The organism is Puia sp. (genome assembly GCF_035546395.1).
Taxonomy (GTDB): domain Bacteria; phylum Bacteroidota; class Bacteroidia; order Chitinophagales; family Chitinophagaceae; genus Puia.
Map to the genome: position 1 here is coordinate 1,087,589 of NZ_DASZXR010000014.1, position 15,372 is coordinate 1,102,960.

The 15,372-nt window shown below is 55.9% G+C and carries 10 protein-coding genes; 4 read left to right on the forward strand and 6 right to left on the reverse strand.

All coding sequences use genetic code 11. The features are described 5' to 3' along the window. Positions 1-195: 195 nt before the first annotated feature. Together VHE34_RS17320 and VHE34_RS17325 are read right to left on the reverse strand one after the other, a co-directional pair. Positions 196-1,596 carry an ammonium transporter gene (locus VHE34_RS17320; RefSeq protein ID WP_325590110.1) on the reverse strand — a complete coding sequence of 467 codons (1,401 nt, stop codon included), beginning with the start codon at positions 1,594-1,596 and terminating at the stop codon, positions 196-198. Positions 1,597-1,845: 249 nt separating this feature from the next. Then, on the reverse strand, positions 1,846-2,637 hold the full coding sequence (locus VHE34_RS17325; protein ID WP_325590111.1) for a hypothetical protein: 792 nt from the start codon (positions 2,635-2,637) through the stop codon (positions 1,846-1,848). 209 nt (positions 2,638-2,846) lie between these two features. On the opposite strand from VHE34_RS17325, the gene VHE34_RS17330 reads away from it, so the two are divergent. The 3 genes from VHE34_RS17330 to VHE34_RS17340 all read left to right on the forward strand — a co-directional run bounded on the left by VHE34_RS17330 (position 2,847) and on the right by VHE34_RS17340 (position 6,989). Then, the gene (locus VHE34_RS17330; RefSeq protein ID WP_325590112.1) at positions 2,847-3,866 is read left to right on the forward strand and encodes a sensor histidine kinase; all 1,020 of its coding nucleotides are present in this window, start codon (positions 2,847-2,849) and stop codon (positions 3,864-3,866) included. A gap of 20 nt (positions 3,867-3,886) precedes the next feature. Next, positions 3,887-4,633, forward strand: coding sequence for a LytTR family DNA-binding domain-containing protein (locus VHE34_RS17335; protein ID WP_325590113.1), 747 nt, complete (start codon positions 3,887-3,889; stop codon positions 4,631-4,633). Between the two features lie 76 nt (positions 4,634-4,709). Further along, on the forward strand, positions 4,710-6,989 hold the full coding sequence (locus tag VHE34_RS17340; protein ID WP_325590114.1) for a transglycosylase domain-containing protein: 2,280 nt from the start codon (positions 4,710-4,712) through the stop codon (positions 6,987-6,989). On the opposite strand, the gene VHE34_RS17345 is transcribed toward VHE34_RS17340, so the two are convergent. Further along, positions 6,986-7,984: a hypothetical protein gene (locus tag VHE34_RS17345; protein ID WP_325590115.1), complete on the reverse strand. Its 999-nt coding sequence runs from the start codon at positions 7,982-7,984 to the stop codon at positions 6,986-6,988. The genes VHE34_RS17340 and VHE34_RS17345 overlap by 4 nt on opposite strands. A gap of 203 nt (positions 7,985-8,187) precedes the next feature. Here VHE34_RS17345 and VHE34_RS17350 point away from each other — a divergent pair, with 203 nt between their 5' ends. Then, on the forward strand, positions 8,188-9,582 hold the full coding sequence (locus VHE34_RS17350) for a glycosyl hydrolase family 8 (protein WP_325590116.1): 1,395 nt from the start codon (positions 8,188-8,190) through the stop codon (positions 9,580-9,582). Here the strand turns inward: VHE34_RS17350 and VHE34_RS17355 are convergent. The 3 genes from VHE34_RS17355 to VHE34_RS17365 are packed head-to-tail and all read right to left on the reverse strand — an operon-like array spanning position 9,545 to position 15,365. Continuing rightward, the gene (locus tag VHE34_RS17355) at positions 9,545-10,684 is read right to left on the reverse strand and encodes an efflux RND transporter periplasmic adaptor subunit (RefSeq protein WP_325590117.1); all 1,140 of its coding nucleotides are present in this window, start codon (positions 10,682-10,684) and stop codon (positions 9,545-9,547) included. The two genes, VHE34_RS17350 and VHE34_RS17355, sit on opposite strands and share 38 nt — an antisense overlap. Beyond that, positions 10,665-13,946 carry an efflux RND transporter permease subunit gene (locus VHE34_RS17360; protein WP_325590118.1) on the reverse strand — a complete coding sequence of 1,094 codons (3,282 nt, stop codon included), beginning with the start codon at positions 13,944-13,946 and terminating at the stop codon, positions 10,665-10,667. Before VHE34_RS17360 ends, VHE34_RS17355 begins: the two co-directional genes overlap by 20 nt. 9 nt (positions 13,947-13,955) lie before the next feature. Further along, positions 13,956-15,365, reverse strand: coding sequence for a TolC family protein (locus VHE34_RS17365; protein WP_325590119.1), 1,410 nt, complete (start codon positions 15,363-15,365; stop codon positions 13,956-13,958). Positions 15,366-15,372: the final 7 nt, after the last annotated feature.

Consider the following 15,372-nt stretch of genomic DNA (forward strand, 5'->3'; position numbering starts at 1 on the left):
ATGTCGGCGCCATCCATTTGGGCGAGCGGGGCGAAGATATCAATTTTGTCTAAAAAACAAAAGCCGGCCACAGGCCGGCTGCCCGAAGGGCCATCATAAGCCGTTTTTGGCGAGGCCCTATTTTCGCTTGCGAGGGCCTCAACAAAAACAAAAGCCGGCCTGTGGCCGGCTTTTATCAATAAATATCGCTGAAATTTACATCACCTCCTGCTCCTTCAACCCCTCGGGGGTCGCTACCAACAGCGTACCCTGCGTATACTTCTCGTCGTGCTGGCTGGCATCCAATCCCTCTTCCTCCTCTTCCTCGCTGACCCGCAGCGGAACAATGAAGTTGACGAGCTTGAAGATACCAAAAGAAACGGTAAAGCTATAGCCGACCGCGATCAGCATGGCCTTCAACTGGGTAAAGAAGAAACCCGGGTTCCCGTTCAGCAGCCCATCCGCGCCGGCGGCATTCACGAGCTTGGTCGCAAACACACCCGTCAGCAACATCCCGACCATCCCGCCGAGCCCATGACAGGGGAACACATCCAGGGTATCGTCCAGCACGGTCTTGGTCGCCTTGAAGTGAACGGCCATATTGGAAACCACGGCGGCAAATACGCCGATGAAGATACTTTGAGGAACAGCCACATAACCGGCGGCAGGCGTTATCGCCACCAGCCCTACCACCGCACCCACGCAAAAGCCGACGACAGAGGGTTTCTTGCCGCGCATGACGTCGAAGAACATCCACGACAAACCTGCGGCCGCAGCAGCGGTATTCGTAGTGGAGAACGCCGAAACCGCGAGAGAGTTGGCGGCAAGGGCGGAACCGGCGTTAAAGCCAAACCAACCGAACCACAACAGCCCCGTACCGATCAGGACATAGGGAATATTGGCAGGATGAGTCCCTACCCCATTGATATGCACCTTCCGCCGTTTCAACACCAGGGCGCCGGCAAGCGCCGCACAGCCCGCGGAGATATGAACCACCGTCCCACCCGCAAAGTCCAAAGCGCCCATCTTGGCCAGGAAGCCATCCGGATGCCAGCTCCAGTGCGCTAGCGGGGCATACACCAACAGGCTGAACAGAACGGTAAAAAGAACGTAAGCCGAGAAGCGCATCCGCTCGGCAATAGCCCCCACCACCAACCCCGGGGTGATGATGGCGAACATGAGCTGGAACATCGAGAACAGCGACTTGGGGATCGTCGGCGCAGGGCCCCAAACCGGTCCGGAAACAACGCCCTTATAGAACAAGTGCGTAAAAGGATTACCGATTATCCCGTGGATCGAATCGCCAAAACAAAGGCTGTAGCCGACCACGATCCACAACACCCCAACCACACCCGCGGCAACCACGCTCTTCATCATCGTGGAAAGGACGTTCTTCCTGTTCACCATCCCGCCATAAAAGAAGGCCAGGGCCGGGGTCATCAGGAATACCAGCGCAGTCGCCACCAGTATCCAGGCTACATCGGCAGAATTATACTTACTGTCATCCACGCTGGGCTTCAGGCTGGGAATAAAGATCGCCACCACCGCGACCACAGCCAGTACGATGAAGGGTAAGAACCTTTTAGCAGTGATCTTGCTCATAGTTGCTGATTTCATATTAATAAAATACTAATGCATTGTAATTCGCGATAAAGGTATATAAAAAATAGAAAATGGATATACCATCACGTATATCCATTTCTTATAATGTTTATAAAATATTTAATAATTCATTAACTATCCGCGTGTTACAGAAACACACCAAAAGAAGGTGTTCATAAAATTTAGGCAAAAGAGGCCAAAACTGGGCTGTTTTTTGAATTTTTCTATTATATAGATCATATTTTGAACCCGGCGAAGGCCCCCCTACCGCACAAACCCCATCCGCACATCCGGCGTCAACGCCGGCATCCGGATCTTATACCGGATCGTCCCATTGAAACGATCCACCTCCTTCAAAAATTCATGGTCTTTCTTACTGATCCAATAGGTTTCGGTATAAGCCATCCCCCGGGGATCCTTTCCCTCGGTAACCAACACCCAGCAATCCACCTCCGTGCCCCCAAGGGCCAGCTTCTCGCTTCCAGTCACCGTGTAGCGAACATATTGAGGCGGATCGAGCCCGGCGTCATAAAAATTGATCAGAAAAGACTTACCCGCCGCCAGCGGCAGCATCTCAAAGGTTTCGATATCGAGGTTCCAGTTGAAGTTGGGCTCCGCAAAGGCCAAAGAAAAGCCCTTCCGCACATTATCCGCAACAGTGTCGGCCCCACTGATGCCCTCCCATTTCCAATTATAGGCGCTTAACTTCCCCCGCACCAACTCCCGGTGATACGCCGGCGCAAAGCTGGCGGCCTCATTGACCGAATATACCGCCCGGTAAGCCGGGGTATCGCTGCCATACCAGCGCTGATCGATGACAAACACAGGATGCCCATCTCGCACACCGGAAGAAATATCCCGTACCCAATACCAAAACCGCAGTTGCCGGTCATGTGCCGGATCCTGATAGGTCACCAGGTACTGCCGGACTCCCGGTTTCAGGTTCCGGGTGATCAATCCCCCCTTTCCGGGACGCACGGTATCCCCTTGCGCCCGAATGCCGGAGGTGAGCAAGAGCAGAACCACAATAATGAACAGATAAAGATATTGTAGCATATTCCAGGGATTTATCCCCGAAATTGATGCGCCGGAACCGGCAGGCAAAACGCATTCAACCACCCGCGGCGGCTTTTCAGCCGGCCCCCCAGCGGTTTCAATTATCCAACAATTGAAGCAAAGCCATCGATGATTGAAAAGAACCGTCCATCCGGCCAAAGCGCCGGGAATGAAGCGCGCCGGTCCGCCAAGGAATAGTATTTTTGAGGATGCGCATCTCCTTCAAAAAGGCCAGTCCCCGAATGCTGGAAAGGATGGTCTGGCTCTTCGTGTTCGGGATCACCTTCCTGAGCTATCTGCCCATGGACGGCCTGGCGCAATCCCTCATCTGGAGCGCTATGAACATCGCCTTCTATGCGGCCATCATCTATGGCAACATCGGCCTCCTCTACCCGAAGCTGTACGAAAAAGGCCATATCGTCGTCTATGTCCTGGCCTCCGCCGCCCTGCTGATCGCAGTCGGGGTCACACGCACCTTCCTCTCGATAACGATCTACAACAAGTACTTCGCCACCAAACCGGAATCGCTCGATGTCTGGCGCTATCTCTACAATTCCATCGCGGGTATCGCCATTTTCGTCCTCAGCTTCGTGTTTCGCATCGCCATGGCCTATTTCCGGCTCAAACGCCAGGCCGAACAAATGCTGGAACAAAAAAGCCAGGCAGAACTGAATCTTCTCAAATCCCAGGTCCAACCGCATTTCCTGTTCAATACGCTGAACAATATCTACTACGAGGCCTACCGGGAATCGCCGGGAACGGCCCTGCTCATCGGGCGCCTCTCCGATATTATGCGCTATTTCGTCGACGAAAGTCCGCGGGAAAGAGTATCCCTTACCACCGAGATAAAATTCCTCGAGAACTATATCGCCCTCGAAGAAATTCGCATCCGCCATGGGGTCACCGTCAATTTCAGCAAGGAATACGACGGCGATCCCCAGCTTCCGCCAATGTTGCTGATGACCTTCGTTGAAAATCTGTTCAAACATGGTATCGACCGCGGCGCAGCGGGTAACACCATCTGCCTCTCCCTGGTTCAGCAGGACGATCACCTGCTCTTCACTACCGAGAATGCGCTTCCCGCAAACGCCCCGGCTCCCGCCAAGCCCGGATTCGGACTCCAAAACCTGGAAAAACGGCTTACCTTGCTCTATGGCAACCGGTTTGTCCTGACCACCACCCGGACCGAAACCCATTTTAAAGCCTTCTTAAAGATCCCGCTGGTATGAACGCGGGAATAAACGCTGGTATGAACGCTGCTATCAACACGGGAATGAACCTACGCTGTCTCATCGTCGACGACGAACCCAACGCGGTAAGCCTGCTCGAGATGTTCATCCGCCAGAACACCTCCTGGCAACTGGCAGGCAAATGCTATGACGCACCCGAAGCACTGAATTTCCTGAAGAGTCAGCCGGTGGACCTGATCTTCCTCGATATCAATATGCCCCATCTCACAGGAATGGAGATGGCGGCCCTGCTGCCCCCTTCGGCAAGCATCGTCTTCACCACAGCCTACTCGGAATATGCCGCAGACAGCTATAGCTTCCCAACGATCGACTACCTGCTGAAGCCCATAACGCTCAAGCGGTTCTACGCCGCCATGCAGAAGATCGAAGCGCATTTCGCAAAACCCGCGGCTACGCAGGACCCCAGCCCCACGGCCGCAGCCCCGGCCGAAGAGGAGTACTTCTTTATCAAGTCCGGCCGCATGCTGCACAAAGTGTTGTTAAAAGAGATCCTGTATTTCGAAGGGGAGAAAGAATACGCCCGGCTGGTAACGCCCACCCAACGATTGCTGATCTATCGGCGCCTGAAGGACATTGGCGAGCAACTGTCGAACAGCTTCGCCCGGGTGCATAATTCATACATCGTCAATATCGCAAGACTCGACTCCATCCGCGATAACCACGTCTTTATCGGCGCCAAACAGATCCCCATCAGCGAGAAATTCCGCGAAGCATTCATGAATCGCATCAAGGAAAAGGTATTTTAAACAGATCGCATTTCCCGCAATTTTAGCTAAATATTTAGCAGGTTTTGTACGTTATTTGCATATATTGGATTTACCTATGTCTAAAGCCGTTCGCATTTTCTGGATCCTCCTCTTCACGGGGCTCCTCGCTTTTATTGGTTTTATCGCCCTGATCGCCTCCGGCGCCTTTGGCCAACTGCCCTCCTTGCATGAACTGGAGAACCCCTCACTGGTCCTGGCCTCGGAGGTCTACGCCGCCGACGGCACTTCCATGGGCAAATACTATACAGCAAAGGGGAACCGGTTGGACGTTCAGTACAAAGACATCTCCCCGAACGTGATACATGCCCTCGTCTCCACCGAGGACGAACGATTCTATGAACATTCCGGCGTCGACGGCAAAGCCGTCCTCCGGGCCATCCTGAAATTCGGTCGCGACGGCGGCGGCAGCACCATCACCCAACAGCTGGCGCTGAATATGTTCAATGGCGAAAGATCTCATCACCGCCTCGGCCGGATCATCCAGAAATTGAAGGAATGGATCATCGCCATCGAACTCGAACGCAACTTCACAAAGGAAGAGATCATCACCCTTTATCTCAACGACGTCTCCTTCAGCGACAATGTATATGGCATCCGTGGCGCCGCCCGCACCTTTTTTCATAAAGAGCCTGATAGCCTCAGCGTCGACGAAGCGGCGGTGCTCGTCGGCATGGTCAACAATCCCAGCTTTTTCAATCCCCGTACCAACATAAAGGCCGCGACCGAACGGCGCAATGTGGTACTCAATCGAATGGTCACCAATCACTGGCTCTCCGATCCGGAGGCGCTCGAACTGAAGGCAAAACCGATCGACATCTCCCATTATCGCAAGGCCGACGAGAACAACGGTATCGCGCCCTATTTCCGCGACCAGCTGCGAAGCGATCTCCGGAAATGGTGTAAGGAACATACCAACCCGGAAACCGGCAAACCCTACAGTCTCTATACGGACGGTCTCAAGATCTACACCACCATCGACCCGAAGATGCAGCAATACGCCGACAGCTCCGTCGCCCGCCAGATGCCGATTCTTCAGAAAGAACTGGACGCCCAAAAGAATATCCGGGATGGCGCGGTCTGGGCCGATCATAAGAATATTCTCGAAGCCGCCATGCGAAGCACCGAAAGATGGCAGAACGAAGAGGACGAAGGTTTGTCCGAAGCAGCCATCCGCAATACGTTCAACACCCCGGTAAAAATGCGGGTCTTCGCCTGGAACGCCGCCCGGGAAAAGGATACCGTGATGACGCCGCTGGACTCCATCAAATACCATCGGCAGATGCTGCAGGCCGGATTTATGGTCATGGATCCCTTCACGGGCGCCATAAAGGCCTGGGTCGGCGGCATCGATTTCCGCACCTATAAGTTCGATCACGTCAATATCAATACAAAACGACAGGTCGGTAGCTCCATCAAACCCTTCCTCTACGGTCTGGCCATCGAGGACTTCGGTTTCAGGCCAATGGACACCTGCCCCGCCATACAACAGTATTTCCCCGAATACAACGCCTATGTACCGGCGAAAGGCGGTAGCCACTGGAGCCCCGGCCCCTACCCCATGGCCTTCGGTCTCGGCTGGTCCATCAATGAGGTCGCAGCCTACCTGATGAAATCGATGGGCCCGAAAGGTCCGCAGCGCTTCGCCGAGTTTCTCAAACAAATCGGTATCCCGACCTCCGTACAGCCCTATCCCTCGCTGGCCCTGGGCGCCTGTGAGCTCTCGTTGTTCGAGATGCTGGATGGCTATACGATGTTTCCCACCGGCGGCTTCAACGTGCAACCCTTTTATATCGCCCGCATCGAAGACAAACACGGCAACGTGCTGGCGAATTTCAGCTCCACGCCGAAGGAAGTGCTCAATCAGCACACCGCCTATACGATGGTCCGGATGATGCAGGGCCCCGTCGACTTCGGCACGGCAAAAGGCCTCCGGGAGCGGCTGGGCCTGGCCGAAATGGGCGGCAAGACCGGCACCACCAACGACAACTCGGATTGCTGGTTCATCGGCTACACCCCGCAGTTGCTGGCCGGCGGCTGGGTCGGCTGCGATGACCGCTTCATCCGCCTGGAAAGCCGGTCGGCCGACGGCGGCCACGTCACCCGCCCCATCTGGGAGACCTTTTTTGCCAAAGCGCTCGCCGACAAGACCCTCGGGCTTAGACGCGATCTCCGCTTCGCCAAACCCGACAGTCTCACCCCCAACAGCAGCATGGACTACAGCAAGTTCCCCAACGTCGACCCGGGCGCGGAAGGCGTCGACCAGGGCAATGGCAGCGCGGACGCCTATGGCGGAGCAGATACGACAAAAAAGCAAAAGCCCGCCAATCCCTACTAATAATCATTTGAATTATAAGCCTGCGCCGGTACGAACTCATCGAAATCATCGAAGGTGCCGTTACTGCCGTTATTCCCCGATCCGACATAACTATGACCACTAACCGTAAAAGAGACGGCGCCGCTTCTCGGCGCCCGCGGCCACGGCGTCCGGCGGCTCCAGCGGTCGCTTGCAAAATCATAAGCCCAGGTAGAGGCGACCATACTCCCGTTCATGCCCGTCGTCAGAAAGGCCTGGTCATTATTGACAAACGCCGTTCCATTTTGCCGCTCGATGTCCGTATAGCCGTCGTCAAACTTGCCCTCGTCCGTATTGGTAATATTGGCCAGCTGATGCCAGGCAGGTGTATGTGACGGATCGAAACGCCAGAAGTCCCGCACCATCCCCCCGCTGTTGATACCCGTAACGATATAGGCCTGGTCCCTATAGACAAAAGCCACCGCCCCCTGCCGCTTCGAAAAATTCCCGCTGGTGCCGGGCGTCAGCGACCATTTGTCCTGCACGGGATCATACTCGAAGAAATCATTCATCCAGTTGACGTTGAAGCCCGTACCGATATACCCCTTCCCCTGCACGCTGAATCCGACGGCATCGTACCGCGGCGTGCCGGGAAAATCCGCCTTCTTCGTCCAGCCATTCGCCGCCGGATCGTACTGGTAGAAATCGCCGTACACATTTATCGCGTCATATCCCGTTCCGACATAGCCATAGCTTCCAATGCTGAACGCGGCCGCATTGCTCCTCGGCGCGCCGGGAAAGTCGGCCACCTGCCGCCAGCCGCTATCTACGTTGAACTGCCAAAAATCCCGCAGCCGGCCCGTATTGCCGATCGATTGATTGTAGCCCAAACCGACGTACGCGTCGGTGCCGATGACAAAGGACGCAGCACTCCCACGCGGCGGATCACCGATCGACGCCTTTGCGATCCAGTTACCCAGCTGGGTATCCGGAATATTGGTGGGATGACAGGCGAAAAACAAAAAAAGCACGGGCATAAAAAACCCCAAACCAGGGGTATTAAGATCAGTTGAGCGCATAGTCATTACCGTTATATTATGGACACAAAAAAAGGGGTCTTTAACAACCTCCGGTTATAAGAGCATATCGCCGTTCATCCCGATGCACCGCCGCTGTTAAGATTTTGCCAAAACATATCGGCACGCAAATTGATAAAGGACATCTGAACATTTCTTTACCCATGTACAGTATTAAAGGATTTCTGTGGTGTTTGGCCATACTGACCATGCTGTCCGGCACCCGTGGCTCATCGATCGATACGACTTACGCATCTTCGGCGGCAGTCGCCGCCCGGCCATTCCCGCAACACACTGTTTACCATCCTGGGACCATCCTACCCAACCATATCTCCCGCAATGTCATGGACGACAGCGTCCGCTCCTTTTACCGAAGCTGGAAGAAACGGTATATCGTTCCGAGCTGCACCCAGGGAGAGGCCTATGTCTGGTTCGAAGGATCGTCAAAGAGTGACAACATCTGCGTATCGGAAGGCCAGGGATATGGGATGATCATCGTCGCCCTCATGGCCGGATTCGACTCTACCGCACAAGAGACCTTCGACGCACTCTATCGCTTTTATAAATCCCACCCTGCCGCCAGCAACCCCCACCTGATGGCCTGGATCCAGGGCAAGGATTGCAAGAGCATCGACGGCGGTACCGCCACCGACGGCGACATGGACATCGCCTATTCCCTCCTGCTGGCCGACGCACAATGGGGCCGTCATAGCAATATCCCCTACAAACAGGAAGCGCTCGCAACCATCGCCGCGATCAAACACGAAGAGATCAACCCGATCACCTATATCGTCATGGAAGCAAATGAAGAATCCCCGCACAGCAGGGACTATTATGATATGCGCTCAAGCGACTTCATGCCGGATCATATCCGGGCCTTTCGCGCTGCAACCGGAGACTCTACCTGGGATAGCGTACTGACCAACAACTACCGGCTCTTCCATTATCTGCAGGATACCTATAGCCCCGAAGCAGGTCTCGTACCGGACTTTATCAAACAGGTCTCCCTGCGGCCCGGCCAGGGCTTCGCGGGCAATCTTCCAACATCCGCCCAGGGGGCGGGCAGCGCAGACGCGGACGATCCGACCATGGAGACGATCTCCGCCGTGCCCGCGCAGCCCAACTACCTGGAATCTAAATATGATGGGCTTTATAATTTCAACGCCTGCCGCGTACCGTGGCGCATCTCTTCCGACCTGCTGGTCTCAGGCGACCGGCGGGCCGCCGATTTCCTCGCGCCGATCAACGCCTGGATCCGCACTACGACAAAAGGCAACCCGGACAATATCTCCGCCGGGTATGATCTTTCGGGTACCGATCTCCCCCACCGTTATTTCGAAGCGCTCTGCTTTATCTGCCCCTTCGCGGTCTCGGCAATGGCCGGCGGCCCGGAAAACCAGGAATGGCTCAACAAACTTTGGGATTACATCACCCGGTTTAAATTGAAGGACTTCGACTACTACGATAACAGCATCAAGATGATCAACCTGATCATCCTCTCCGGCAACTATTGGGCGCCGATCAATGAACCGGCGAACCATTCCGCAGTTCTTCACTAGCGCGCGTTACGATCTTATCACCCTCTTTCAGCTTGCTCCCGTAGATCTCCATCTTGCCTCCCTGTGTCCTTCCCGGCTGAACATCCACCCATTCGGCGGTATGATCATCGCTTACCCGGATCACAAAGACCCGCTCCGTCGAGTTGACGACGGCAGAGACCGGCACGACGAACGTACTGTCCTTTGCAGGCATCGCCAGGTCTACCTCGGCAACCATCCCCGGAAGCAGCTCTTTGTTCTTTGGAAATACATCCATTTCCGTGCGCTCCGCACGAAGCCGGTTATCCAGCGCACCGGCCAGCCGCTTTACGGTGGCGGTGAATCGACGGCCAGGCTGCGACTTTACCGTAAAATTCACCTTCTGCTGATCCCGCAGATAACCCGTCAAAGCCTCCGGCACGGAGATCACGAGACGAAGATGATCCTGTTGCTGCAAGGTGAAGATGGGCAGTTCGGACCCTTTGCCCGAAGGACCCACGATCGCACCCGGGTTGACGTTGCGGATACTGATCACTCCGCCGAACGGCGCGCGGATCTCCAGGTATTTAAGGGTCTCGGCGATCTCTTTGTAGGCCGCCTTCGCCGCATCCCACTGGGCCAGATCGGATTTCTGACGCGCATCGGCCTGGTCGATATCGTTCTGGGAAATGGTGCCCGGCGTCTTGCTGGTCTCCACGATCCGGTCATAGTTGGACTTGCTGGCGATATAGATGGCCTCCTGGGATTTCACCCGCGATTCCGCGCTGGCGAGCTGACTCTGCAGCTCAGGCGCTTCGAGCGTCGCCAACAACTCTCCCTCCCGTACTTCGGATCCGACATCCACGTATAATTTCTTTACAAAACTGTTGACCTTTGCATAAAGATCTACCTGCTGGAAAGCGACCAGTTCGCCCGGAACGAACAGATCGGCGGACAGCTGTCCCTTCGCGAGCTCAAAAGTCGCCGTCGGCGCAGCCACACTATCCTTTTTCGGAGCATCACTCACGCTCTTTGCCTTTTCCTCTCCATCCGAAGAAGAACAGCTGCTGAACATACCGGTAAGCGCCAACAGAAACAGTGCCGGCACAAGCGCGGAGTTGGATTTATTTCTCATTTTGTTCATACAATGACGGTATATAATGTTTACTTGCTTCATCTGAAGGATCCAGCGATACGGATTGCGTGGTCGTCTTGCGTTGTACCCACGCAAAGATCAGCGGAAGGAAGAACAATGCCGCAAAGGTCGAAGCAATTAGTCCACCGATAACGGCCCTGCCCAGGGGAGCAGCCTGATCCCCCCCTTCGCCAAGCCCCGAGGCCATCGGGATCATCCCGACCACCATCGCGACCGAGGTCATGAGAATCGGCCGAAGCCGCGTCGCGGCGGCCTCCCGCGCGGATCTCAACGCATCCCCGGTGTCCACCCGCAATTCCTCGGCATTGGTGACGAGTAAAACCGAGTTGGAGATCGAGACGCCGACCGACATGATCATTCCCATATAAGACTGCAGGTTGAGGGTCGACCCCGTTAGCATCAGCAAGGCCAGCGACCCGAGCAACACAGCCGGTACGGTACATAAAGTGACAAGAGAGACCCTGAACGATTGGAAATTGGCCGCCAGCATCAGGAAGATAACCACCACCGCCGTGATCAGCCCGGTCTGCAGGCTGTCAAGGGTCTCGGTCAGCACCCGCGTAAGCCCCCTGGTCTCGACGGTCAGACCACGGGGCGGCTTCCCAAGGGCGGCCAGCGCCTTGTCGACGTCAACGGCCGCATGTCCAAGATCTTTCTTATAAAGATTGGCCGTCACCGAAAGCACCGGCGTCGCACCGATATCATCGTTCTCTCCATACACAGAGTCGGGCGTGATGGTCGCCACATCGCTCAACAAAGGGCGGCTGGAATTCGGCGAAAGCGGGATCTCCGCGACATCATGAACGCTGGTCATCAGGTTCTCAGGTATCTGCACCTGCACATTGTAGGAAAGGTTGTTCCGGTGATCGATCCAAAGGTTCTTCTCCGTGAACCGGGAAGAGGAGGTCGCGGCCACAAGGCTCCGGCTGATCTGATCGGCCGTCGTCCCCATCTGCGCGGCCCTGACCCGATCGATATCGATATTCAACGAAGGATAATGGATGGCCTGGTCCAGCTGCACGTCCCGCAGATAGGGTATCTGCTTCAGCTGGTCGATGACCTTCCGCGCAAAGGCTTCGTTCTGCTTCTTATTCTTGCCGATCAGCTTTATCTCGATCGGCGTCGGCGAGCCCTGGCTCAGGATCTTGTCGGTCAGCTCGATCGGCTCGAAGGAGACCTTCATCCACGGCAGATCCTGTGCAAGCGATCGCCGGAGACGCTCCTTCAGATCATCCATATTCACCTTATAGTCTTCCTTAAGGCTGACCTGGAGTACCCCTTCCTGCGGCCCCGCCATGAACAGGTAAATGGGGTCCGTGGAATACTGGGAACTGTGCATCCCCACGACCGCCGAAGTAACCGTGATATTCTCATGTCCTACCAGCGTATCAAGAATCTTCAGGGTGCTCAGCATATATTGCTCCGATCGCTCCATCCGGGTCCCGTCGGGCGCCCGCAGCCGAACCTGGAACTGGCCCGCGTTCGACTTCGGCAACACATCCCGGCCCATCCGGTTCAACATCAGAAAGGCGCCGCCCATCCCCAGGACGATATACAACAGCGCGATCGGCGTCCGGGCAGGCATCATCCTGTCCATGAAGCGCAGATACCGCAACCGGAATTTGTCGAATCTGGTCAGCTTCCCATCCTTACCCGTACCATGCGACATAAGCTTTTGCTTTTCCTCGGCAACATGCTTTTCATCGGCGGCACTCAGGCCGGAAGCCCGGAACTCTTCTTCATCGGAGGCAAATGCCGCGCCTCCTTTCTTGTGATGCCCCTTCATCAGCCAGTTCGCCATTACCGGCACAAAGGTTTGTGCCATCAGGTAAGAGGTGATCATAGAGAAGGCGATGGCCAACGAAAGCGGCAGGAACAGCGAGCCGGGGATGCCGCCCATGGTGAACGCAGGAGCAAACACCGCCAGGATACAGAACAGGATCAGCAGTTTCGAAAAAGCGATCTCCCGGCAGGCATCCCAGATGGCCAGCGACTTCGGCTTGCCCATCGCCAGGTGCTGGTGGATATTCTCGATCGTAACGGTCGATTCGTCCACGAGGATCCCGATGGCAAGGGAAAGCCCGCTCAGGGTCATGATATTGATGGTCTGGTGGAATAGGTTCAGGAAAAGCACGCCGGAGACGACGCAGATCGGGATGGTAAGGATCACGATCGCCGCGCCGCGGGCATCACCCAGGAACAGCAACACCATCAGGCCGGTCAGGATGGCGCCGATCGCGCCTTCGCTCAGCAGGTTCTTCACCGAATTGATCACATAGGTCGACTGGTCGAATTCGTAAGAGAGCTTGACGTCCTCCGGCAGCTGGGCCTGGAACCGGGGGATGGCCTTTTTGAGGTTTTGGACGACCTCCCAGGTGGATGCCGCGGCCGCCTTGGTGATCGGCAGGTATACGCTGCGCCTGCCGTTGACCAATGCATAGCTCGTGGTGATGTCTCCCGCGTCCTCCACCTTTGCAACATCCCCCAGGTAAAGGTTCTGGACACTGTTGGTAAAAAGCGGGATCTTCTCGAAATCCTTGACGTCGCGGATCGTTGTATTGGATGGCGTCAAATAGTTCAGATCGCCGATCCGTACATTTCCCGCGGGCGTGGGCTGGTTGTTCGCCCGCAGTGCCGCTACGAGCTGATCCGGCGTGAGGTGATGGCTGCGCATCAGGTCCGGATCGACCCGGATAACGATGGTCCGGGGCGTGCCGCCGAACGGCGCCGGGGACACAAGTCCCGGGACGCTGCTGAATGCAGCCCGAACATAGACGTTGGCAAGGTCCTGCAGCTCGTTATTGCTCCGGATGGGACTGCTCAACACCAGCTGACCCACCGGCAGGGTGCTGGCGTCGAACCGGAGGATAAAGGGCGGCTGCGAGCCCTGGGGGAAGGCCGCCTGCGCCCGGGTGATATACCCGGTGACCTCCGAAGCCGCCTGCGCCATATTCGTGCCCTCATAAAAGGTCAGCTTGATCAGCGTCAACCCCTGAATGTTCCGCGATTCGATGCTTTTTACGCCGCCCACATACAAAAGCAGGTTGACATATTGCTTCCCGAAATAGGTCTCCATCTGGTCGGGCGTAAAGCCGCCATAAGGGTGAGAGATATAGATCACCGGAAGATCGAGATTGGGGAAGATATCGATCTTTATCGTCCTTACGGCCCCAATGCCAAAGAATAGAAGACCCGCCACCAGCACGAGGATGGTGATCGGTTTTCGAAGTGCAGTTCTGATCAATCCCATGATAGGCTATTAAAATTCGTTGATAAATAGTCCGAAATCTCCCGTGCCCGCCGCCTTGAACAACAATGCCTGCCAGACATTCGTGTCGATGACATCCAGCTGGGTCTCCGCCTGGTTGAGCACAAAGGCCGCCGTCGTTACGTCTACGATGGTTGCCAGCCCGTTCCTGTACAACGTTTCCTTCTGCAGATAGGCATCCGATGCAGCCTTGACCTGGATCGGCGCCTCGCGGTAGTTCGCCAGCGCGTTCTTTATCCGGCTCTCGGCCAGTATGGTCTGGGCCTGCAGCTCCTGGCTGATCAGACCGTATTCTTCCTTTAACCCTTCGGAGGTATATTTCTGCGCGACGATCTGCTGATGCACCCGGATCGGCGTAGTCAGGTTCCAGGTCACCCCGACACCCACCAGGTAGTTCGCGGCGCCGAAGCCGGTCCCCTTCAGATAATTTTGCGTAAAGGCATTCGGATTGGCAGGACCATAGTTGTAAGAGAACCCCGAACCTCGGTCCTGGCCGATGCCGAAAAGCGAAAAGCTGGGGTATTGAAAGGTCTTTAAATATTTCGCTTGCTCGTCGCTTACATTGACCCGGTCCTGGAAGAATTTCAGCAATGGATGTTCGGTAAGCGGTTGTGCCGGGGCCTTGGCCAGCGAAGCAGGGATGCGGCTGACAAAAATGGAATCCAGCGTAAAATTGTTCGAATCGGGTGCGGCAACCTGCATCAGCTGCGCCAGGGCGTTAGCCTGCTCCTGTTCGGCCTCGATCGCATTGGTCAGCGCGATCCTGGCGCTGGAAACCTCGGCTTTCGCGAGAGAGGAATCGACACCTGGATTAAGCCCGCTCCTGACCCGGGCCGTGACCACGGTCAAAAAAGTGTCCGCCCTGGCCAGGTTCCTCTGTTGCGAGATGACCAGCTTCTGGGTGGCCACCAGCTGCAGGTAGGCCGCCGACACGCGGATCCCTTGCTGGAAACGCTCCTGGTCGAGATCGCTCAGGTCGCGGTTCAGCACGCGTTGCGCCACCATCGTCCGCTCCCTGGCCTTTCCAAACTGAAAGAAGTCCCAGTTGACATTGGTCAGATAGAGCGCGCCAAAGGCCGCGTTCCAGTTCTGGGTGGGAAAAACAGGTCCGGAGGAAGATACCGACGCAACCTTCGAGGGGGCCGACGGACCGTAGGCCGAGGCCACGGTGCCATAGTCCTGCTGGATGCCGAAGTTGATATCCGGAAGATACTCCCGTTTGGCTTCCCTTACATTGGCCTGCGAGGCCTTGACATAGTTGGCCTTGGCCCGGATCGTACCATAATTGTTGAGGGCATTTTGTACCGCCTGTCTCATCGTCAACACTTGGGCTTGGGTCCGTCCTGTCCCCAGGGTCGCGCCAAGGACCCAGGCAAGACAGAAAAGTAGCTTTTTTGACATTTACAAT